Annotated in this window: 20 protein-coding genes; 10 read left to right on the forward strand and 10 right to left on the reverse strand. The window is 69.0% G+C overall.

All coding sequences use genetic code 11. The features are described from left to right. Nucleotides 1-7: 7 nt before the first annotated feature. Both ACFOLC_RS05195 and ACFOLC_RS05200 read right to left on the reverse strand, forming a co-directional pair. On the reverse strand, nucleotides 8-2,506 hold the full coding sequence (locus ACFOLC_RS05195) for an ABC transporter permease (protein WP_386758172.1): 2,499 nt from the start codon (nucleotides 2,504-2,506) through the stop codon (nucleotides 8-10). Then, nucleotides 2,503-3,228: an ABC transporter ATP-binding protein gene (locus ACFOLC_RS05200; RefSeq protein ID WP_449284290.1), complete on the reverse strand. Its 726-nt coding sequence runs from the start codon at nucleotides 3,226-3,228 to the stop codon at nucleotides 2,503-2,505. Before ACFOLC_RS05200 ends, ACFOLC_RS05195 begins: the two co-directional genes overlap by 4 nt. Before the next feature lie 58 nt (nucleotides 3,229-3,286). Here ACFOLC_RS05200 and ACFOLC_RS05205 point away from each other — a divergent pair, with 58 nt between their 5' ends. After that, complete coding sequence (locus tag ACFOLC_RS05205; RefSeq protein ID WP_386758537.1) at nucleotides 3,287-3,949, forward strand: arylesterase; 663 nt, start codon at nucleotides 3,287-3,289, stop codon at nucleotides 3,947-3,949. A 107-nt stretch (nucleotides 3,950-4,056) separates the two neighbouring features. On the opposite strand, the gene ACFOLC_RS05210 is transcribed toward ACFOLC_RS05205, so the two are convergent. Both ACFOLC_RS05210 and ACFOLC_RS05215 read right to left on the reverse strand, forming a co-directional pair. Then, nucleotides 4,057-4,497: a hypothetical protein gene (locus tag ACFOLC_RS05210; RefSeq protein ID WP_386758173.1), complete on the reverse strand. Its 441-nt coding sequence runs from the start codon at nucleotides 4,495-4,497 to the stop codon at nucleotides 4,057-4,059. Further along, nucleotides 4,494-5,084, reverse strand: a complete 591-nt coding sequence (locus ACFOLC_RS05215; RefSeq protein ID WP_386758174.1) for an RNA polymerase sigma factor — start codon at nucleotides 5,082-5,084, stop codon at nucleotides 4,494-4,496. The genes ACFOLC_RS05210 and ACFOLC_RS05215 overlap by 4 nt, the downstream gene beginning before the upstream one ends. A 165-nt stretch (nucleotides 5,085-5,249) precedes the next feature. Here ACFOLC_RS05215 and ACFOLC_RS05220 point away from each other — a divergent pair, with 165 nt between their 5' ends. Next, on the forward strand, nucleotides 5,250-5,579 hold the full coding sequence (locus ACFOLC_RS05220) for a hypothetical protein (RefSeq protein ID WP_386758175.1): 330 nt from the start codon (nucleotides 5,250-5,252) through the stop codon (nucleotides 5,577-5,579). Between the two features lie 75 nt (nucleotides 5,580-5,654). On the opposite strand, the gene ACFOLC_RS05225 is transcribed toward ACFOLC_RS05220, so the two are convergent. Continuing rightward, nucleotides 5,655-7,322, reverse strand: a complete 1,668-nt coding sequence (locus ACFOLC_RS05225; protein ID WP_386758176.1) for a M28 family metallopeptidase — start codon at nucleotides 7,320-7,322, stop codon at nucleotides 5,655-5,657. A 188-nt stretch (nucleotides 7,323-7,510) separates the two neighbouring features. On the opposite strand from ACFOLC_RS05225, the gene ACFOLC_RS05230 reads away from it, so the two are divergent. Next, nucleotides 7,511-10,426: a DUF748 domain-containing protein gene (locus ACFOLC_RS05230; RefSeq protein ID WP_386758177.1), complete on the forward strand. Its 2,916-nt coding sequence runs from the start codon at nucleotides 7,511-7,513 to the stop codon at nucleotides 10,424-10,426. Between the two features lie 285 nt (nucleotides 10,427-10,711). On the opposite strand, the gene ACFOLC_RS05235 is transcribed toward ACFOLC_RS05230, so the two are convergent. Further along, the gene (locus ACFOLC_RS05235) at nucleotides 10,712-11,134 is read right to left on the reverse strand and encodes a PepSY domain-containing protein (RefSeq protein ID WP_386758178.1); all 423 of its coding nucleotides are present in this window, start codon (nucleotides 11,132-11,134) and stop codon (nucleotides 10,712-10,714) included. A gap of 430 nt (nucleotides 11,135-11,564) precedes the next feature. Between ACFOLC_RS05235 and ACFOLC_RS05240 the strand changes: the two genes are divergently transcribed. Continuing rightward, a complete protein-coding gene (locus tag ACFOLC_RS05240; RefSeq protein ID WP_386758179.1) occupies nucleotides 11,565-12,842 on the forward strand; it encodes a CynX/NimT family MFS transporter in 1,278 nt (425 codons plus the stop codon). Nucleotides 12,843-13,041: 199 nt separating this feature from the next. Here ACFOLC_RS05240 and ACFOLC_RS05245 read toward each other — a convergent pair whose 3' ends face one another. Further along, nucleotides 13,042-13,605, reverse strand: a complete 564-nt coding sequence (locus ACFOLC_RS05245) for a DUF6630 family protein (protein WP_386758180.1) — start codon at nucleotides 13,603-13,605, stop codon at nucleotides 13,042-13,044. Nucleotides 13,606-13,728: 123 nt separating this feature from the next. Here ACFOLC_RS05245 and ACFOLC_RS05250 point away from each other — a divergent pair, with 123 nt between their 5' ends. Both ACFOLC_RS05250 and ACFOLC_RS05255 read left to right on the forward strand, forming a co-directional pair. After that, the gene (locus ACFOLC_RS05250) at nucleotides 13,729-14,496 is read left to right on the forward strand and encodes a HipA family kinase (RefSeq protein ID WP_386758538.1); all 768 of its coding nucleotides are present in this window, start codon (nucleotides 13,729-13,731) and stop codon (nucleotides 14,494-14,496) included. Then, nucleotides 14,483-14,878, forward strand: a complete 396-nt coding sequence (locus ACFOLC_RS05255; protein ID WP_386758181.1) for a DUF3037 domain-containing protein — start codon at nucleotides 14,483-14,485, stop codon at nucleotides 14,876-14,878. Before ACFOLC_RS05250 ends, ACFOLC_RS05255 begins: the two co-directional genes overlap by 14 nt. Before the next feature lie 97 nt (nucleotides 14,879-14,975). Here the strand turns inward: ACFOLC_RS05255 and ACFOLC_RS05260 are convergent, their stop codons facing one another. After that, nucleotides 14,976-15,185 carry a cold-shock protein gene (locus ACFOLC_RS05260; RefSeq protein WP_386758182.1) on the reverse strand — a complete coding sequence of 70 codons (210 nt, stop codon included), beginning with the start codon at nucleotides 15,183-15,185 and terminating at the stop codon, nucleotides 14,976-14,978. Between the two features lie 259 nt (nucleotides 15,186-15,444). Here ACFOLC_RS05260 and ACFOLC_RS05265 point away from each other — a divergent pair, with 259 nt between their 5' ends. From ACFOLC_RS05265 to ACFOLC_RS05275, 3 genes are all read left to right on the forward strand, one after another. Continuing rightward, nucleotides 15,445-15,729: a DUF4031 domain-containing protein gene (locus ACFOLC_RS05265; protein ID WP_386758183.1), complete on the forward strand. Its 285-nt coding sequence runs from the start codon at nucleotides 15,445-15,447 to the stop codon at nucleotides 15,727-15,729. 118 nt (nucleotides 15,730-15,847) lie between these two features. Next, a complete protein-coding gene (locus ACFOLC_RS05270; protein ID WP_386758539.1) occupies nucleotides 15,848-16,093 on the forward strand; it encodes a DUF3297 family protein in 246 nt (81 codons plus the stop codon). 143 nt (nucleotides 16,094-16,236) lie between these two features. Next, entirely contained in the window at nucleotides 16,237-16,428 is a 192-nt protein-coding gene (locus tag ACFOLC_RS05275; RefSeq protein WP_386758184.1) for a hypothetical protein, read from the forward strand. 63 nt (nucleotides 16,429-16,491) lie between these two features. On the opposite strand, the gene ACFOLC_RS05280 is transcribed toward ACFOLC_RS05275, so the two are convergent. Then, nucleotides 16,492-16,926: a nuclear transport factor 2 family protein gene (locus ACFOLC_RS05280; protein ID WP_386758185.1), complete on the reverse strand. Its 435-nt coding sequence runs from the start codon at nucleotides 16,924-16,926 to the stop codon at nucleotides 16,492-16,494. Between the two features lie 171 nt (nucleotides 16,927-17,097). Between ACFOLC_RS05280 and ACFOLC_RS05285 the strand changes: the two genes are divergently transcribed. Then, nucleotides 17,098-18,360: a hypothetical protein gene (locus ACFOLC_RS05285; RefSeq protein ID WP_386758186.1), complete on the forward strand. Its 1,263-nt coding sequence runs from the start codon at nucleotides 17,098-17,100 to the stop codon at nucleotides 18,358-18,360. On the opposite strand, the gene ACFOLC_RS05290 is transcribed toward ACFOLC_RS05285, so the two are convergent. Continuing rightward, nucleotides 18,350-19,111 carry an ABC transporter permease gene (locus ACFOLC_RS05290; RefSeq protein WP_386758187.1) on the reverse strand — a complete coding sequence of 254 codons (762 nt, stop codon included), beginning with the start codon at nucleotides 19,109-19,111 and terminating at the stop codon, nucleotides 18,350-18,352. The genes ACFOLC_RS05285 and ACFOLC_RS05290 overlap by 11 nt on opposite strands. Between the last annotated feature and the right edge of the window lie 68 nt (nucleotides 19,112-19,179).

Here is a 19,179-nt window from a genome sequence, read left to right on the forward strand (position 1 = left end):
GCCTGCTTCAGTTCTGCAGCTCGCGCAGGGTCACCGAGGGCGGCGCATCGAGCACGCGCCGGGTCGCGAACATCCCGGCCAGCAGCGCCGCCAGCACGCCGAGACCGGCACCGACCGCGGCCATGCGCCAGTCCGCCTGCCAGGGCAGGTCGAACACGCGCGTGGCGATCACCCCGGCCAGCACCGAGGCCGCGATCGCCGCGGTCAGGCCGGACAGCAGGCCGATCGCGGCGAACTCGGAGGCCTGCGCCAGCCGCAGCTGGCGACGGCTGCCGCCAAGCACGCGCATCACCCCGCCTTCGAGCAGACGCTCGTCCTGGCTCGCGCTCACCGCCGCCATCAGCACCAGCACGCCGGCGACCAGCGAGAAATAGAACACCACCTCGACCACCGTCGAGACCTGGTCGGCGGTGCCACGCACCTGCTTGAGCACCGCGTCGATGTCGATCACCGACAGGTTCGGGAAGCGCCCGACCAGGTCGGCGGTGAAGCGCGTGCGTTGCGGCGGCACACTGACCGCGGTGATGTGGCTGGCCGGGTAGCCGTCGAGCGCACCGGGTGAGGCGACCACGAAGAAATTGGGACGGAAGCTTTCCCAGTCGACGCTGCGCAGGCTGGTGATGGTGGCCTCGAACGGCTGCCCGGCGATGTCGAAGGCGACGCGGTCGCCGAGTTTCCAGCCCAGGCGCTGCGCAAAGTCTTCCTCGACCGAGACCTCGGGTTTTGCCGGCTTGCGCGGGCCCCAGAAGGTGCCGGCGGTGACGCGGTTGTCCTCGCGCAACGCACCGGCCACCGACAGGTTGAACTCGCGTTCGGCCAGGCGTTGCGCGCGCTCGCCCTGCCCGGCGTAGTCAGCGCCCGTCACCGGCTGGCCGTTGTGCGCGACCAGGCGGCCGCGGATCATCGGGTACAGGGTCGGCGCACCGATGCCCTGTCCGGCCATGAACGCGCGCACCGCATCGACCTGGTCGTCCTGCACGTTGATGATGAAGCGGTTGGGGGTGTCGCTGGCGAGCGCGAGCTGCCAACGGTCGAGCAGATCGGTGCGCACGAAGGTCAGCAGCAGCAGTGCCATCAGGCCCAGGCCCAGCGCCGACACCTGGGCGATGCTGGTGCCGGCGCGGCGGCTGACGTTGGCCAGGCCATAACGCAGGCTGCCACGCAGCCGCGACCGCAGGCGCCGCACCACCACGATCAGCCCCCACGCCAGCACCGCCAGCACCGCCAGCGTGGCGGCGATGCCGACCAGCATGGCGATGCCGAGCGTGGCCGAGCCGGCCTTCCACCACAGCAGCGCGCCCAGGCCGACCAACCCGGTGATCGCGACCAGCCAGGCGCTGGGCTCGGTCGGGTCGAGGTCGCGGCGCAGCACGCGCAACGCCGGCACGCGTCGCAACGCCAGCACCGGCGGCGCGCCGAACGCGAGCAACACCACCAACCCGACGCCGTAGCCCTGCAGCGCCGGCCACACACCGGCCGGTGGGATCGACAGCTTCAACGCCTGCGCCAGCCAGCCACCGACCAGCCACTGCAGGCCAAACGCGAGGGCCACGCCGACCGTGCTGGCCACCAGGCCGAGCAGCAGCAGCTCGCCGACGTGGATGCCGACCAGCGTGCGCTGGCTGGCGCCGAGGCAACGCATCACCGCGGTGCCGGACAGGTGCCGCTCGCTGTGCCGGCGCGCGGCCATCGCCACCGCCACCGCCGCCAGCACCACCGACACCAGCGCGGCCAGGCCGAGGAAGCGACCGGCGCGGTCGAGTGCGGAGCGGATTTCCGGACGCGCATCGCCGATGGTCTCCAGGCGCTGGCCGCGGCCGAGCGCGGGACGCACCGTGGCGCTGAAACGCTCCACCGCCGCCGCTTCGCCGGCCACGACCAGGCGGTAGCGGATGCGGCTGCCTTCCTGCACCAGGCCGGTGCCGGGCAGATCGGCGAGGTTGAGGAACACCTTGGGCGCGACGTTGAAGTAGTCGAGCGCCGCGTCGGGCTCCTGCACCACCAGCGCAGCGAGGGTGAAGCGCGCATCGCCGATCGCGATGGCGTCGCCCAGGCGCGCGCCGAGCGTGTCGGCGCCGGCGCGGCTGAGCCAGATCGTGCCGGGTGCGGGCACACCGGTCGCATCGTGTTCGGCGCCGTTGCGCTCGACGATGCGGAAGTGGCCGCGCAGCGGAAAGCCCTCACCGAGCGCGCGCAGCTCGCCCAGCTGCAAGCGCTCGCCGACGCGGATCATCGTCTGCAGTTCCATCGTCTCGGTGCGCTGCAACTGCGGCATATCGGCCGCAGCGCGGATCGCACCGGCGATCGGCTCGTCGGCACGCACCACCGCGTCGCCGCCGAGCAGGCGGTTGGCCTCGATCGCCAGCGCACGCTCGGCACGATCGGTGACGAAACCGACCGCAGTCACCGCCAGCACCGCCAGCACCAGCGCGGCCATCAGGATGCGGATGTCGCCGGCGGCCAGGTCGCGGCGCAGCTGGCGCCAGGCCAGCGCCACGAGCCTCATGACGACGCCACCAGCCGGCCACTGTCGAGCCGCAGCAGGCGCCCGCAGCGCGAGGCCAGGTGCTCGTCGTGGGTGACCAGCACCAGGGTGGTGCCGGTGTCGGCGTTGAGCTCGAACAGCAACTCGATGATCGCCTGGCCGGTGTGGGTGTCGAGGTTGCCGGTGGGCTCGTCGGCAAACAGCAGCGACGGCCGCGTCACGAACGCGCGCGCCAGCGCCACGCGCTGCTGCTCGCCGCCGGACAGCTGGCGCGGGTAATGGCCCAGGCGCTGGCCCAGCCCAACCTTCTCCAGGATCGTCGTCGCCGGTGACTGGACGTCGCGGTCGCCGCGCAGCTCCAGCGGCAGCATCACGTTTTCCAGTGCGGTCAGCGACGGCAGCAGTTGGAAGCTCTGGAACACGAAGCCGACTTTCTCGCCGCGCACACGCGCGCGGCCATCCTCGTCGAGTGCGGACAAGACCTCGCCGTCGAGCGTGACCGCACCGCTGCTGGGCGTATCGAGCCCGGCCATCAGCGACAGCAGCGTGCTCTTGCCCGAACCGGAGGCCCCGACAATCGCGACCGTGTCGCCCGCGGCGATCGAGAAGCCGACGCCGTCGAGGATGGTCAGCTCGCCGCCCGGCAGCATCACCCGCTTGCCCAGGTCAGCCACGTGCAGCGCCAGCGATGGCTGAACCGCAACGTGCGGCAAGGTGGGGTGTGTTGCGATGGAATCGGCCATGATCGTCCCTATGTATGCCTCACCGATCATCGGGAGACGGTCAATGAGTCTGGATGGATTGCGATATGCGGCATGGCGCCGCCGCGTTCAATGTGCCATCGGTTTACTGGCGCTGTGGATTTCGGCGCTGATGACCGTTCAGGCCGCACCGGTAACGGCCGCGGCCCAGGGCACGCGCACGGTGCTGGTGATGGGCGACTCGCTGTCGGCCGGCTACGGCCTGGCTGCCGCGCAGGGCTGGGTCGCGCTGACCGCCGACCGCGTCGCCAGGACCAAACCCGGCTGGCGCGTGGTCAACGCCAGCATCAGCGGCGAAACCACGGCCGGCGGCGCGGCGCGCATCGCCGGCGAGCTGCAGCGTCACAAGCCCGCCGTGGTGGTGATCGAACTGGGCGCCAACGACGGCCTGCGCGGCCTGCCGCTGGCGCAATCGCGCGCCAACCTCGACCGCATGATCCGCGCGGCCACCGGCGCCGGCGCCAAGGTGCTGCTGATCGGCATGCGCATGCCGCCCAACCTGGGCCGCGAATACACCCAGGGCTTCGCCGACAACTACAGTGCATTGGCGAAGCAGCACGGCACCGCGCTGCTGCCGTTCCTGCTCGAGCCGATCGCCCTCGACCGCAGCGCCTACCAGGCCGACAACCTGCACCCGGTCGCCAGTGCGCAGCCGAAGCTGCGCGATCACGTCTGGACGGCGTTGGCGCCCCTGCTGAAGTGATGCCGCGTCAGGCCGCCTGCATCAGGGGCTGAAACCGCCTTGTTCTGCCCGGAAGACGTCCCGGCAGCGCGGCGTTTCTCGTGTGCTCAAGCCGGATGCATGCCCGCCTAGCGCAGAGAGCGACCACCCCACTGCCATAGCAACGAGACAGCCAGGCAAGCCGCCAGCAGGCCGGTCCAGCCGGTCGTCTGCGCCGAGGCCTGCGGCAGCAATTCGACAAAAGCGGGTACCCAGCTCGCACCGTACCGCGCCATCACGACGGCCGCGCTCAGCGCGAGCGCTGCGGTCAGGATGCGCAGCAGCCAGCGCTCGATGCGCTCGCCCAGCACCTGCGCGTCGTTGACGTGGCGCACGATCCGCGCAGCCAGATCCAGCGGCAGCGGCTCCATCGCCGGGGCGCGCAGCGCGCGGGCGATCAGCCGGTACTCGCTGCTTCGGGCATCGGCGGGATCGAGCGGCAGGCCGCGGCGCTCGTGATCCAGCGCGTGTTCCTGCGCCTGCCATTCGCGCTCGAAGCGGTCGTCGGAATGCGGTGTCGGTGTCTTCATGCGGTCACTCCCATCCGGGCCTGCAGGCGCTCGCGCAGTCGCGCCCGGCTCCGGAACAGATGGCTCTTGATCGTACCCTCGGCCAGGCCGGTGATGCGGGCGATCTCGACGATGGGGACTCCGTCCAGGTGATACAGCGTCAGCAGCGTGCGCTGCAGCGGCGGCAGTGCCTCGATCTCGGCGTGCAGGCCGCGGGCGATCTCCTCGTCGGCGCAGGCCGCCTCCAGGTCGAAGCCATCGCTGACCTGGTCCAGCAGCGACAGCCCGTCCCCGTCGTCGCCGACCGCTGGGTCGACAAGCGTGATACGGCGCTTCTCCAGGTGGCGCTTGGCCACCGAGTAGGCGACCTGGCCGATCCACGACTTCAGCTGGCTCTCGCCGCGGTACTGGTGCAGGCACTGGTGCACGCGCAGGAACGCCTCCTGGCACAGCTCGCGCGTGTCCTCGGGCTGGCGCACCATGCGCGCGATGATGTGCCAGCACAGCCCCTGGTACTGGCGCACGAGCCGCTCGAACGCGCCGGGCACCTGGGCCAGCACGGCCTCCACCAGCTGGCGGTCGTCTTCGCTCACGGGGCTTGCGGTCATCGGGATCGGCCGGTCATGCCACCGTGGATACGCCCGGGGCGCCACCGGTTGCAACGGATTTTTCGTGCCACCGCTGCAACCGGGTTGCTGCCGGGCGTATCTCCTGAGCCGTAAGCCGATCTTCCGCGCCAGACCCTACGAACCAGACCTCACGAGAGCGCCGCCATGCAGAACTTCGAAGTGCTGATCCCGATCACCTTGTTCATCTGTGTCGTCTACGCCATCAAGGTGGTGGTCGACGCCCGCACCCGCGCCAAGATCATCGCCAGCAACGGCTCGGAAGAGCTGATCCGCACGATGGTCCAGGCCGAAGCGCAACAGCGTCGCCACGCGTCGCTGCGCTGGGGCGTGCTGCTGCTGGCGGTCGGGCTGGGCTTTGGCCTGATCGAGGCGTTCGGCTGGCGCGAGGTCACCCCGGGCGTGGTCGCGGTGCTGCTGGGCGTGACCGGTCTGGGCAACCTGCTGGCCTACGCCGCCGCGCGCAAGCTGGGGTGATGTAGCCGGACTACTGAAAACAAAACGGGCGAGACCGTAGCCTCGCCCGCTGCGTGCAACCCGAACGAACCGGACTTACTTGCGCTCGCCGACACTCGCATCGCGCGCGCCGCGGAACTCCGACGCGGCGTCCCAGTTCGGCCAGCGGTCGGAATCGGCGAGGTCGCGGCCGACCGTGTAGAGCAGTTGCAGGTCACGCGCCATACCGGTGAACGACCAGTCGGCTTCCCACTGGTCGGCCGGCTGGTGGTAGCGGTCGGCGACGTAGGCGTCCTGGATCGCCTTGCCCGCGGCCGTGCCGCCGTCGATCAGGTCGTTGCCGGAGCCGAACGACACCGCCGGCACGCCGCGCTTGGCAAACGGGAAGTGATCGGAGCGGAAGAAGTGGCCCGCTTCCGGCTTCGGATCGGTGACGTAATCGAGGTTCCACTGCTTGGCCGTGGTCACCAGCTGATCGAGCAGTTCCTGCTTGGCGCTGCCGGAGGTGGTGAAATTGTGCGCCGGGCCGTGCGGGTCGAGTGCGTCCATGTTGATCACGGCGACGGTCTTGCCGAGCGGGTACAGCGGCTTGGAGGCGTAATACTCCGAGCCGAGCAGGCCCTTCTCTTCGGCGGTGACGGCCAGGAACACCACCGAGCGCGCAGGCTTGGGGGCCTTGGCGTAGGCACGCGCCAGCTCCAGCATCGCCGCGATGCCGGTGGCGTTGTCGACCGCGCCGTTGTAGATGCGGTCGCCCTTGGCATCGGGCTGGCCGACGCCAAGGTGGTCCCAGTGGCCGCTGTAGATCACCGTCTCGTCCGGGCGCTTGGCGCCGTCGATGCGGCCGACAATGTTGTTCGAGGTGATGATCTCGCGTTGCACATCGTACTTGGCGCTGAGCGTGGCGCCCTTGAGTTCAACCGGTTTGAAACCGCGCGTGGCGGCCTGCTGCTTCAGGGAGTCGAAGTCCTGGCCGGCCTGCTTGAACAGGTCGACGGCGAAGTCGCGCTGGATCCAGCCTTCCAGCTTCGGGTGCACCGCGCCGGGCTGGTCGCGCACCACGTCGAACATGGTGTTGGTGTTGGAGTTCTTGACCGTCGCCCAGCCGTACGAGGCCGGCGCGGTCTCGTGCACGATCAACAGGCCGAGCGCACCCTGGCGCGCGGCTTCCTCGTACTTGTAGGTCCAGCGGCCGTAGTAGGTCATCGCCTTGCCGCCGAAGTCGCCTTGGCCCGACTCGAAGTCCGGGTCGTTGATCAGCACCACGGCGATCTTGCCCTTGAGGTCGACGCCCTGGAAGTCGTCCCAGTTGCGCTCCGGCGCCTTGACGCCGTAGCCGAGGAACACCAGCGGCGCGTTGCGGATATCGACCGCGGCTGAGCCGTCCTGCGCGGCGCGCACGGCGATCTGCTCGCCCTGGGTCAGCGCCTGGGCCTTGCCTTTCACGCTGACCGACAGCACCGGCGCGCCGGTGATCTGCGCGCGTGCCAGCGGCACCGCCTGCGTCCACGCGCGCTGGCCGTCCTTGAGGTCGCCGCCCGGCTGCAGACCGGCGGCCTGCATCTGCGCGACGACGAAGTCGACGGTCTTGGTTTCACCGGCGGTGGCCGGGCCGCGGCCTTCGAACTCGTCCGAGGCCAGCGTCTTCACGTCGGCGGACAGCCGCTGCGGATCGAAAGTCGGCACGGACGGTTTGGCCGCGGACGCGGGCTGGACGACCAGCGCGATCGACAACGCCAGCAGGGAAACGGCAGGAAACTTCATGGATGGGCTACCTGATGGAAAAACCGGATGGGAAACCACGAATGCGACCGGCCGATCTTAGGCAGCGCGCGCGGCCACGGCCACATGACCAACGGCCCGGGCCGTCGGCAGGTCGCCTGACGGGCATTCACAGCGCCCGAATCCATCCTGCAGGCATCATGTGAACAGGGATCACGGTGAGAGTGGGAATGGCGAAGTTCGTCCGTAGCAAGCTGTTCGTCATTCCGGCCCTGCTGGTGCTGGCGGTGGGCCTGTACGCGCTCGCCGGCTTCTGGCTGGTGCCCAAGCTGATCCGCTCGCAGGCGACGCAGTTCGTCGCCACCGAGCTGCGCGACAAGTCGCTGGCACTGGGCGAGATCCGCTTCAACCCCTTCAACTTCCAGCTCGACGTGCGCGACATCGCGATCAGCGACCGCGGCAAGCGCATGGTCGCGCTGCAGCGCCTGTTCGCCGACTTCGAGGCGAAGTCGCTGTGGAAGCGCGCCTGGACCTTCGCCCGGGTCGACCTCGACGCGCCCTATGCCGACACGCTGATCCGCCCCGACGGCTCGCTCAACCTGGCCGAGCTGGCGCCCGAGTCCGACACCCCGGACGCACCGCTGCCGCACGTGTGGATCGAGGATCTGGCGGTGCGCCGCGGCCGCGTCGATTTCGCCGACCAAAGTCGCAGCCTGCAGCCGCGCAAGGTGCTGTCGCCGATCGAGTTCAGTCTCAAAAACTTCCACACCACCTCCGGCGGCGGCGGCTTCCGCCTGGCCGCGAGCAGCGACGAAGGCGAACGTTTCAACTGGTCGGGGCGGCTGTCGCTGAAGCCGCTGGCCTCCGACGGCCGTTTCGGGATCGCCGCGCTGAAGGCACGCAGCGTGCACGAGTTCTTCAGCGACGAACTGCCGTTGCAGCTGAGCCAGGGCGCGTTCGACCTGAGCGGCAGTTACCGTTTCGCCATCGTGCCGCAGGCCGGTATGCGCCTGGAGGCGACGCTGCCCCGGATCACCGCCACCGATCTCGGCCTGCGCGCCAGCGGCATCGACCGCGACTGGGTCACGCTGCCCAAGGCCAGCCTCGACAACACCCGCCTGGTGTTGCACGAGCAGCGCCTGACGATCGACGCGCTGCACGTCACCGGCCTCAAGGCGGAGCTCCGGCGCGAGGCCGACGGCAGCCTCAACCTCGACCGCCTGCTGGCGCCGCCGACGACGGCCTCGACGGCGCCGGCCACGGCGACACCGGCCACGACCGGCGCTGGTGACGACTGGCAGTTCGCTCTGGGCAAGGTCGAGCTGGCGCAGGCCGACGTGGCGTTCGAAGACCGCGCCGTGACGCCGGCGGTGAAGTTCCAGCTGGCGCCGCTGGCATTGAGCACCGGCGGCCTGAGCCTGGATTTCAGCAAACCGGTGGCATTCAACCTGCAGACCACCGTCAACGGCGTGGCGCCGCTGACGGTCAGCGGCGAAGTGGTGCCGGACACCGTCGCCGCCAAGCTGCAGGTGGACGTGGCGAAACTGCCGCTGCTGCAGGTCAAGCCGTACCTGCCCGACTATCCCGCGCTGCAGCTCCAGTCCGGCGCCGTCGCCGCCAACGGCACGCTGACGCTGCAGCCCGAGCCGGCGCCGGGACCGGAGCTGCGCTTCGCCGGCACCGCCACAGTCACCGGTTTCGACCTGACCGAAGCCGCCAACCGCCGGCCGTTCCTGTCCTGGGACCGACTGGTGGCCGAAGGCGTCGACTACACGATGGCGCCCGATACGCTGAGCATCGACACAGTGCGCACCACCAAGCCGTTCGCCCGCGTGATCGTCGCGCCGGATCGCAGCGTCAACCTGGTCACGCTGTTCGGCGACGCCGCGCCGACCGGCACACCCGCGCCGCCGGCCATGGCCAGCGCCCCGGAAATGCCGATCAAAATCGGCCGGCTGCTGCTCGACAACGGCGTGATGAGCTTCGCCGACCTGTCGATCGAACCCAATTTCCAGGCCAACATCCAGGCGCTGCGCGGCAGCATCACCGGCGTGTCCACCGTCGGCGGCAAACCGACGAAGATCGACCTCGACGGCCACGTCATCAACCGTTTCTCGCCGGTGGAGATCAACGGCGAGACCAACGTCGCCGCGTACGACCAGCACACCGACGTGCGCATGAAGTTCAGCAACATCGAGTTGCCGATCTTCAATCCGTATTCCGGCCGCTACGCCGGCTACGCGATCGCCAAGGGCAAGCTGACCACCGAACTGCATTACCGGATCGACGACCGCAAGCTCGCCGCCGATCACCACGTCATCATCGACCAGCTCGAATGGGGCCAGGCTATCGACAGCAAGGACAAGGTCTCGCTGCCGATCCGGCTGGCGACCTCGTTGCTGAAGAACCGCAAAGGCGTGATCGACCTCAACCTGCCGGTCACCGGCAGCCTCGACGATCCCACGTTCCGGGTGTGGCCGGTGGTCTGGCAGATCATCAAGAACCTGCTGGTGAAGATCGTCGCCGCGCCGTTCGACTTCATCGGCTCGCTGTTCAAGGGCGCCGAGAACGCGCAGTTCGTCGACTTCGCGCCGGGCTCGGCCGAACTGCCGGAGGCGTCGAAGACGGCATTGGCGGCGCTGGCGCAAGGACTGGCGGACCGGCCGGCACTGAAGCTCGACATCCCCGCCGGCCCGGCCCTTGCCGCCGATGCGGCCGCGCTGACACAGCAGCGCTTCGTCGCCGCACTGGCAACGGTCAACGACGGCGCCGCGCCCGACTACGCCACGCTGGAGCGCAAGGACAAGCTCAACCTGCTGGAAGACCTGTACCGCAAGGAGCTGGGCCACAAACCGCGTCCGCCCGAGACCGCGCAGGTCGCGGCCGAAGCGGGCGAGGACAGCACCCGCAAGGAGCGCAAGGCCGCGCGCCAGTACGGCGAGACCGCCTGGTTGGAGGAGCAACTGCGCCCGCGCTACCAGGTCGATGACAACGAACTGGTGAAGCTGGGCCAGGCACGCGCGACCGCGGTGCAGGAAGCGCTGCTGGCCGGCGACGCGCTCGATCCGGCGCGGGTGTTCCTTGCTGGCAACCAGCAGGCCGAGGTCAAGGACGACAAGGTGCGGGTCAAGCTCGAACTCGAATGAGTATCCCCCGGCAAAGCCGGGGACTTTATAGATGAGTCCCACAAAGGGGCCGATAACACCCGTACCGCGTGAAGGTGGCAGAGCTTGATCCCTTCTCCCTCCGGGAGAAGGTGGCGCGTAGCGCCGGATGAGGGTTCGGCGAAGCCGCGCAAGTCGGAACTATCGCGACTTCGCCATACCCTCACCCACCCCTCTCCCGATGGGAGAGGGGTCATTGAAGCCGACCGCTGCAATAACCCAAGCGATGGCGCTCGCACTGTGGCCAGTCCATCACTTGGCGCGCGATCAGTCCTTCTCCTTGCCGATCACCTTGCCGGTGGCCGGGTCGATCTTCACTTCGACATCGCGTCCAGCCGGGTCGTCAGCCTCGGCATTCCAGAGGCCGTCCTCGTAATCGACGTCGTGGACGTTGCTGTAGCCGGCCGTCGCCAGGCGCGCACGCACGTCGGCCTCGCTGAGGTTGGCGATCTGCTCGTCGGGGTACACGTTGCCGGTCGCCGGGTCGATGCGCACCTCGACGCGGTTGCCCTCGGCGCTGCGTGCATCGGCCTTCCACACGCCGTCGCCGAACTTGAGGTCATTGACCTTGGTGTAGCCCTGTTCGGCGAGCTTGCCGCGCACCTGGTGCTCGGTCAGCGCGTCCTGTGCCAGCGCCGTGCCCGACAGGGCCAACGCCAGCACCATGCTCAATGAGGTGATCTTCTTCATCGTGTCCTCCTTCTTGCAGGGGTTTCGAGTCTTGTGTGCCGCGCACGAACCGGCGGTGAACGCCCGGCCGGTTCAGCAACATGAGGCCCGCTGATGCGACCTTTCTTCACGCCGTCTTGAAGTCGTTTCGACACCCGCTTGGCGATGCCGGCGTTGCACGGCGCTTTGCCGTTGTTGCCGGCTGCGTCGTACCGATGCGGCCAAACCGCGATGGAACTGAGTGTTGCCGGTTCGGCCGCTGGTCTCGCGCGGCGTTGTCGCGCACACTCGCGTCCGACTGCTGCGATGGGCTGTCCGCCCACATCGCAACGCGCCCTGCGCAGATCCCGCCCACCTCCCCCACCTGTCGATGCCGGATTGGATCCGGGATCGCGGCGACCGCACCGTCATCCCGTCCGGCGGCGCGGTCTTGCAAGGAACACGCACACCCATGGATGCGTCCGCCCCCATCCCGCTGCGTCCGCAGCTCCGCTCGCTCTGGCGCGATCGCGCACTGGTGCTGGCCGGCATCGTGCTGTCGGCGTTCAACCTGCGCACCGCGGTCACCTCGCTGACGCCGCTGCTCGACAGCCTCGGCGCGACCTTCGGTTTCGGCTCGACCATGACCGGCGTGTTCGGCATGGTGCCGACCGCGGCCTTCGCCGTGTTCGGCGTGGCCACGCCCGGCATCGCCCACCGCCTCGGCCTGGAGCGCACGGCGTTGCTGGCGATGGTGCTGGCGACGGTTGGCCTGCTCGCGCGCTCGTTCGCCGGCGACACCACGACGCTGCTGGTCGCCTCGGCGGTGGCGCTGTCGGGCATGGGCATGGGCAACGTGGTGCTGCCGCCGCTGGTGAAGCGCTATTTCGCCGATCGCGTCGGCACGGTCAGCACGCTCTACATCACCGTGTTGCAGCTCGGCACGATCCTGCCGGCGCTGCTGGCGGTGCCGCTGGCACAGGCCGCCGGCTGGCAGGTGTCGCTGGGCGCGTGGTCGCTGGTGGCCGCGGCCGCGGCGCTGCCGTGGATCGCGGTGCTGTGGATGGAGCGCCACGGCCACTCGCGCCAGGCACATGCGTTGGCGCGGGCGCACGACCACGCGGTGACCGCCGCTGACGAGGCCCCGGAGCTGGCCGTGCCGGCGCGTGCCGGCAAGGTCTGGCGCTCGCCGGTGGCCTGGGGCCTGGCGTTGATGTTCGGCATGACCTCGCTGACCACCTACTCGATGTTCACCTGGCTGCCGAAGCTGCTGGTCGAGGCCGGCGGCAGCCCCGCGCTGGGCGGCAGCATGGTCGCGCTGTTCTCGACGCTGGGCCTGGTCAGCGCGCTGTTCCTGCCGGCGCTGGCGGTGCGCATCGCCAATCCGTTCCCGATCGTGGTCGCCTGCGCGGTGGCCTACATCGCCGCGTTCGCCGGCCTGCTGCTGGCGCCGATGACGGCGCCGTTGCTGTGGGTGGCCCTGCTCGGCCTGGGGCCGAGCACGTTCCCGCTGTCGCTGACCCTGATCAACCTGCGCACGCGCACCGCCGGCGGCTCGGCGGCGCTGTCGGGTTTCGTGCAGGGGCTGGGCTACAGCCTCAGCTGCCTCGGCCCGCTGCTGTTCGGCTGGCTGCACGACCTCTCGCACGGCTGGCTGTGGCCGTTCGCGTTCCTGGTCGTGTGCCTGGGGGTGCTGCTGGTCGGCGGCTACCTGGCCAGCCAGCCGCGGATGCTTGAGGACACCTGGTGAGGCCGGGCGGCGGCTATTGGTCCGGCCCGAATTCTGTTTCATGCAGGAGCGGCCTCAGCCGCGAGCTGTTCACGTGTCTATCGGGCAATCCACCCAAGGCTCGCGGCTGAAGCCGCTCCTACGACGATCCATTTGCGGGCCGGATCAATAGCGAACCACAACTCGGCGCTTGATCCGCGCCGTGGTTGCCGCCAGCGCGTCAGAACGCGTCGCTGCCCGGTCGCAGCTCGATGCCCAGCGCGGCCGCCACCGCCTGCATCGCCTCGTCATCGCGCTGCAGGGCGATCCAGCCGGCGTGGACCTCGCCACCAGTATTCCAGGTCCACAGCGTGTAGCCGTGCTCGCGCAGGCGGTCGTAGGCGTTGGCCATCAGCGCCGGCACGTCGGTGCTGTCGAGGAAGTCGTCGTCGCCGGCATCGTCCACGCCCCAGTCGATGCGCAGGTTCCAGCGCGCGGCCAGCTCGGCGACGGCGTCGATGAAGGACCCGGCGTCACCGGCGTCGACATGGAACCCCGACACCCAGTCAATCGCGTCCTTGAGCAGCCATACCGGCTCGCTGTCGTCGGCATCGCCCTCGGCCAGCGCGTCGCGGTAGGCGCTGAACTGCTGCAGCGCCGTCTCCTCGTCGCCGGGATTGATCAGCAGCAGCAGCTGCCAGACCAGCGCCTCGGTGGTGGCCTCGTCATCGTCGGTGGCGCGGTCGGGGTCGAAACCGTCGGCGAAGTTGTCGTCGGGGTCGAATTCGTGGTCGGGCAGGTTCATCGCAGGGGCCGGCAGTCGCGGGGGCGACGACCATGGTGCCGCGTGATCGCAGCGCGGGAAAGGCAAATGCACAATTCGCCTGTCCTCACCCGCGGCGCGCCGCTATTCTTGCCGCCGATGAGCCTGCGCACCGTTGCCGCCACCCGTTATGTCACCCCGCTGCGCGAAGGCGGCTCGCTGCCGGCGGTGATCGAGGCCGACGACGACGGACTGTACGTGCTCAAGTTCCGTGGCGCCGGGCAAGGCGCCAAGGCGCTGGTCGCCGAGCTGGTGGCCGGCGAGCTCGCGCGCGCACTGGACCTGCCCATCCCCGAGATCGTGCTGGCCGAGCTCGACCCCGAACTCGCCCGCACCGAGCCCGACCCCGAGATCCAGGACCTGATCCGCGCCAGCGCCGGCCTCAACCTCGCCCTCGACTACCTGCCCGGCGCGGTCAACTACGACCCGGTCGCCGAGCAGCCCGATGCCGGCCTCGCCTCGCGCGTGGTCTGGTTCGACGCCTTCGTCAGCAACGTCGACCGCAGCTTCCGCAACACCAACCTGCTGGTCTGGCACCGGCGGCTGTGGCTGATCGACCACGGCGCCGCGCTGTACTTCCACCACGGCTGGGACGGCACGCCCGCGCATGCCGACAGCGCCTTCCCGCTGATCAAGGACCACGTCCTGCTGCCGCTGGCCGACGCCCTCGTCGAAGCCGATGCCGAGCTGGCGCCGCGCCTCGACCGCGCGCTGTTCGAGTCGATCCTGGCGCAGGTGCCCGAGTCGTGGCTGGATGGCGAGGGCGCACTGGCCGACCCGGCCGCGCACCGCGCCGCCTACGTCGAGCATTTCGTGCAACGGCTGGCGCACCGCCAGCGCTTCGTCGAGGAGGCCATCCGTGCGCGCGCCTGACACCTACGACTACGCGGTGATCCGCGTCGTCCCGCGCGTGGAGCGCGAGGAATTCATCAACGTCGGCATCATCGTGTCGTGCGCCGGCGCCAAGTACCTGGAGGCGCGCATCGAGCTCGACGAGGCGCGCCTGCTCGCACTCGACCCGCAGGTCGACCTCGACACCGTGCGCCGCCACCTGGCGACGATCCCGGCGATCTGCGCCGGCGGTCCCGGCAGCGGCCCGATCGGCCTGCTGCCGCAGCGCGCGCGCTTCCATTGGCTCACCGCCAAGCGCAGCTCGATCATCCAGACCTCGCCGGTGCACCTCGGCCGCTGCACCGATGCGGTCGCGGCGATCGAGCACCTGCTGCAGCGCATGGTGCGGGTGGCGCGCGACTGAGCCGCTGAATCACGCCCTGAACCGCGCCCACGAAAAAGCCCGGCCGAAGCCGGGCTTTTCTATTCAACATCGCCGCAAGGCGACGTCGAAGGATGGTTCAGAGCGGCTGGACAGCGTCAGCCTGCAGGCCCTTCTGGCCCTGGGTGACGGTGAAGCTGACCTTCTGGCCTTCCTGCAGGCTCTTGAAGCCCGAGCCCTGGATAGCGCGGAAGTGCACGAACACGTCCTCGCCATTCTCACGGCTGATGAAGCCGAAGCCCTTGGCATCGTTGAACCACTTGACGGTACCGGTTTCACGGTTCGACATAACTTACTCCTTGGAACGTAGTTGAGAGGCCGCTTTCGCGGCATTGAGCTGGTTGCAAGGAGAAAGCGAGGTGCAACGATGGAGTGAATCGTGATCTACATCGGGTCACGGTCACAGTGACCCTTGACTAACACAGCCAGCGCACGGTAGTCGCTATGGCGCCCAAACGCAATGCATTCCGGGAATATTTGTTCAGAAACCTTGCCCACCACCCCGCCCCGAAGGAGCCTCTGCCCCTCATGCCCCCCTCGATTGCGCCATGACGGTCTACGTCGACGACGCCGTCCACCTCTGGCGCGACCAGCGCTGGGCGCACCTGATGGCCGACCGCCTGGACGAGCTGCACGCCATGGCCGAGCGGCTTGGCCTGCCGCGCCGCGCCTTCCAGAACAAGACCAGCGGCGCCCACTACGACGTCCCGGCGCAGCTACGCGAGCGGGCGCTGGCGCTGGGCGCGGTCGCGATCTCGCGCCACCGCGACCGTGCCCAGGTCCGCGCGGTGATCGCCAACGCCCGTCGCCAGGGGCGCGGCGAACAGCCCTGAGCCGCGCCGCCGGGCTCCAGGTGGACGCTGACCCGGCCCCGGCGCGGTGCGAAAAGTGGTCGCCGCACTTATCCTGTGCGCCCGCACGCGGCCACCGGTCGCCCGACTCCAGCGCACGATGACCACCGACACGCCCCCCGACCGCCTCTCCAACGACCCGCGCAGCCCGTTCTATGACGAAACCGTGCTCGAACGCGGCATCGGCATCCGCTTCAACGGCGAGGAAAAGACCAACATCGAGGAATACTGCGTCAGCGAAGGCTGGGTGCGCCTGCCGATCGGCAAGTCACTCGACCGGCGCGGCAATCCAATGACCATGAAGGTCAAGGGCGCGGTCGAGCCGTACTTCCTCGACCCGAAGTAAGTCGCGCCAGCATGCCGCCCACGGTGGCAATCCTGCGTTTTCCACCCTTTTGTGCCGTTATGCGCGCATAGTGGCCACAGGCCGCCGCGCCCTGCGACGTCCGTGCGCAGACGAGGCGCGTTCGTCCTCGCAGGAGCGATTCGATGACTGGCACCAAGAAAAGCGGCAGCAAGGTAGCGCCGCGCAAGCCTCCCACCGGCAGCGACGGCAACCTGCACAAACGCTTCGAGAGCGAGCGTATTTCCGAAGACATCGCCAAGTTCGAGAAATCCGGTGGCCGCGTCGAGAAACTCGGCGTGACCTGGGTGCTCAAGAAGATCACGCCGACCCCCTGACCGGTCCGGCTGCCGCACGCCCGGTCCGCCTCACGACCGGCCGCCCGGCCCGCAGCGCCGCCCTCAGGGGGCGTCTGCGATGCGCGAGGAGTGCGAGGCGACCATGCGCCATTGCCCATCGCGCTGCACCCAAACGCGGGTAAAGCGGAAGCGCCCGCTCCACGGTTGTCCCTTGCTGACCCCGGACTGCACGCTGGTCCCGGTCACCACCGCGGTGTCGCCGTAGCGGCGCAGCACCACGTCCTCGTTGCCGATCGCCTGGTTGCTGCGGCTGCGGGTACGCAGTTCCTCCAGATAATCCGGCTTGGTCTGGGTGCGCCCATCGGAATGCGTGAGCAACCAGTCGTCGGCGATCAGCCGGTCCAGGCCGGCGGTGTCGGACTTCAGCCGCAGCTCGTTCCAGGACGCATCGATCGCCAGCAGTTCGGCCGGGGCGGCGTCGCCGGCCATTGCCGGCGCGGACAGCAGCAAACTCAGGGCCAGCAGCAAAGGACGCATGGGAGGCTCGTCAGCGGAAACCGGCGCCTATCTTGACCGCAACGGTTCCTGATCGGGAGCCCCGGCACGATCGGCCGGTGGTCTTCATCGCGCGCCGTCACCGGACTGTGCAAGATCGCTGTGTACGGATCACGACCGCAGGCGATGAACCCGGCCCCCGTCCTGTTGCACATGTCGTTTTGGTTTTTGCTCGCCGTCAGCGGCGCATCGGCGGCGCAGACCGACCCCGTGCCGACGCACTGCGCCACGCAAGTGCTGGCCGGACTGGGCTGGCGCTTCCTGGCCAGCACAGGCGACACGTTCACGGTGGCGGCCGGCACGCCGTGCCAGCGCGCCAGCCTCGCCGAGGCCCACGCCGCCGGCGATCTGGTCGTCCACATGCCAGCCGCTGCGACGACCTCGCCGCAGTTTCAAGGCGGGCTCACCGCGCTGCTGCAGCATCCGGCCACGGTGTGCGCGTACGCCTTCGACCTCGGCGACGCCACGCGCCGCGCCGTCGACCGGTTGGTGGCCAATCCCGGCTTCCGTTTCTCCGCACTGCAGCTGGGCTGGATCGGTTTTGGCGCCGGCGGGGCGGCGCGCGACGGCTGGGAGCGGATCTATTCGTTCGGCCGCGGGTACCGGCCGATCGGCCGTAACTCGGCGGCGATCGCCGGCTTCTACCGCGGGCACGTCCGCGCCGAATGCGGAGTCGGCCGACAGATCGCGCAGTACGCCACCCAGGCCGAGTTGTACGGGCCGGCCGCGTTCGATGCCGAGTTCGATGCCGACGAGATCGTGATCGGCACCTTCAACAAGCTGCGCCGCACCCGCAGCATCCTGATCGGCTCGCAGGCCGGCGCGATGACCGCCGACGGCCGGGCGCGCAAGACCGCGGCGCAGGGCCGGCAGGCGTTTGCCGGCCTGCCCGGCTTCATCTATCACGTGTTCGACCGCAGCACGCTGGACGACATCAACAACCAGGCCGAGAACTTCGTCGTCTACGACGTCAGCGCCGCCGCGGCCGACGCGCTGCGCACGCACGACGGCTTCGAGTATTACAACGAGCGCAGTCGCGAGCTCTGGGCGCTGGCGCGCACTCTGGCGATGGACGGCCACCGCGTCCACGAGAAACTGCTGTACGAGCGCGACCCGGCATTGCGCCGGTCGCTGTCGCCGGCCGCACAGGCCACGGTGGCACGTCTGGACACACTGCTGGCGGACCCGTTCTTCCGCGAGTTCCGCATCTACGTGCACCGCCAGGGCATCCGGCCCGTCGGCTTCCACATCGTGCGCCTGCTCGATCGCAATCCGCGTACGCCGTTCCGCATCGAGCTGGCACTGCACAACCTGCACACCACGCTGTTCGAACGCTACCTCGCCCATCGTCTGGCCGAGTGCGAACGCGGCACCGCGACGACTACGGCACCGGACGCCATCCGGCTCAGGCCTTGAGTTTCCAGCCGGTGCGGAAGATCCACCAGACGATCGTCAGGCACAGCAGCAGGAAACCGAGGACCGCCGCCGCGCTAACGCCGACGTTGACGTCGGCGATGCCGTAGAAGCTCCAGCGGAAGCCGCTGATCAGGTACACGACCGGATTGAACAGCGCGATCTTCTGCCACAGCGGCGGCAGCATGCCGATCGAGTAGAACGCGCCGCCGAGGAAGGTCAATGGCGTGACGATCATCAGCGGCACCACCTGCAACCGCTGGAAGCTGTCCGCCCACAGGCCGATGATGAAACCGAACAGGCTGAAGGTCAGCGCCGTCAACACCAGGAAGCACAGCATCCAGAACGGATGCGCGATTTCATAGGGGACGAAGAAGCGCGCGGTGACCAGGATCAGTGCACCCAGCATCAGCGACTTGGTCGCCGCCGCGCCGACGTAGCCGATCACGATCTCGAAAGCGTTGACCGGTGCCGACAACAGCTCGTAGATCGTGCCGGACCACTTGGGCATGTAGATGCCGAACGAGGCGTTGGAGACGCTTTCGCTCAACAGCGACAGCATGATCAGGCCGGGGATGATGAAGGCGCCGTAGCTGACGCCGTCGACCTCGCCCATGCGCGAGCCGATCGCCGCGCCGAAAACGATGAAGTACAGCGACGTCGACAGCACCGGCGAGACCATGCTCTCCATCAGCGTGCGGAAGGTGCGCGCCATCTCGAACTTGTAGATCGCGCGGATCGCGTGGAGGTTCATGCCGCACCTGCCGGCGTTGTGGCCCGTGCAAGGCCGAAGGCCACACCCGGGACTCGCCACCTCGCCCC

Origin of the sequence: Lysobacter cavernae, assembly GCF_042648505.1 — a bacterium.
Lineage (GTDB): Bacteria > Pseudomonadota > Gammaproteobacteria > Xanthomonadales > Xanthomonadaceae > Lysobacter_L > Lysobacter_L cavernae.

What these genes read in the sequence shown, in the direction of transcription:
- ACFOLC_RS05195 (WP_386758172.1), bottom strand. Translation starts at nt 2,506, where the DNA reads ATGAGGCTCGTGGCGCTGGCCTGGCGCCAGCTGCGCCGCGACCTGGCC.
- ACFOLC_RS05200 (WP_449284290.1), bottom strand. Translation starts at nt 3,228, where the DNA reads ATGGCCGATTCCATCGCAACACACCCCACCTTGCCGCACGTTGCGGTT.
- ACFOLC_RS05210 (WP_386758173.1), bottom strand. Translation starts at nt 4,497, where the DNA reads ATGAAGACACCGACACCGCATTCCGACGACCGCTTCGAGCGCGAATGG.
- ACFOLC_RS05215 (WP_386758174.1), bottom strand. Translation starts at nt 5,084, where the DNA reads ATGACCGCAAGCCCCGTGAGCGAAGACGACCGCCAGCTGGTGGAGGCC.
- ACFOLC_RS05220 (WP_386758175.1), top strand. Translation starts at nt 5,250, where the DNA reads ATGCAGAACTTCGAAGTGCTGATCCCGATCACCTTGTTCATCTGTGTC.
- ACFOLC_RS05225 (WP_386758176.1), bottom strand. Translation starts at nt 7,322, where the DNA reads ATGAAGTTTCCTGCCGTTTCCCTGCTGGCGTTGTCGATCGCGCTGGTC.
- ACFOLC_RS05230 (WP_386758177.1), top strand. Translation starts at nt 7,511, where the DNA reads ATGGCGAAGTTCGTCCGTAGCAAGCTGTTCGTCATTCCGGCCCTGCTG.
- ACFOLC_RS05235 (WP_386758178.1), bottom strand. Translation starts at nt 11,134, where the DNA reads ATGAAGAAGATCACCTCATTGAGCATGGTGCTGGCGTTGGCCCTGTCG.
- ACFOLC_RS05240 (WP_386758179.1), top strand. Translation starts at nt 11,565, where the DNA reads ATGGATGCGTCCGCCCCCATCCCGCTGCGTCCGCAGCTCCGCTCGCTC.
- ACFOLC_RS05245 (WP_386758180.1), bottom strand. Translation starts at nt 13,605, where the DNA reads ATGAACCTGCCCGACCACGAATTCGACCCCGACGACAACTTCGCCGAC.
- ACFOLC_RS05260 (WP_386758182.1), bottom strand. Translation starts at nt 15,185, where the DNA reads ATGTCGAACCGTGAAACCGGTACCGTCAAGTGGTTCAACGATGCCAAG.
- ACFOLC_RS05265 (WP_386758183.1), top strand. Translation starts at nt 15,445, where the DNA reads ATGACGGTCTACGTCGACGACGCCGTCCACCTCTGGCGCGACCAGCGC.
- ACFOLC_RS05270 (WP_386758539.1), top strand. Translation starts at nt 15,848, where the DNA reads ATGACCACCGACACGCCCCCCGACCGCCTCTCCAACGACCCGCGCAGC.
- ACFOLC_RS05275 (WP_386758184.1), top strand. Translation starts at nt 16,237, where the DNA reads ATGACTGGCACCAAGAAAAGCGGCAGCAAGGTAGCGCCGCGCAAGCCT.
- ACFOLC_RS05280 (WP_386758185.1), bottom strand. Translation starts at nt 16,926, where the DNA reads ATGCGTCCTTTGCTGCTGGCCCTGAGTTTGCTGCTGTCCGCGCCGGCA.
- ACFOLC_RS05285 (WP_386758186.1), top strand. Translation starts at nt 17,098, where the DNA reads ATGTCGTTTTGGTTTTTGCTCGCCGTCAGCGGCGCATCGGCGGCGCAG.
- ACFOLC_RS05290 (WP_386758187.1), bottom strand. Translation starts at nt 19,111, where the DNA reads ATGAACCTCCACGCGATCCGCGCGATCTACAAGTTCGAGATGGCGCGC.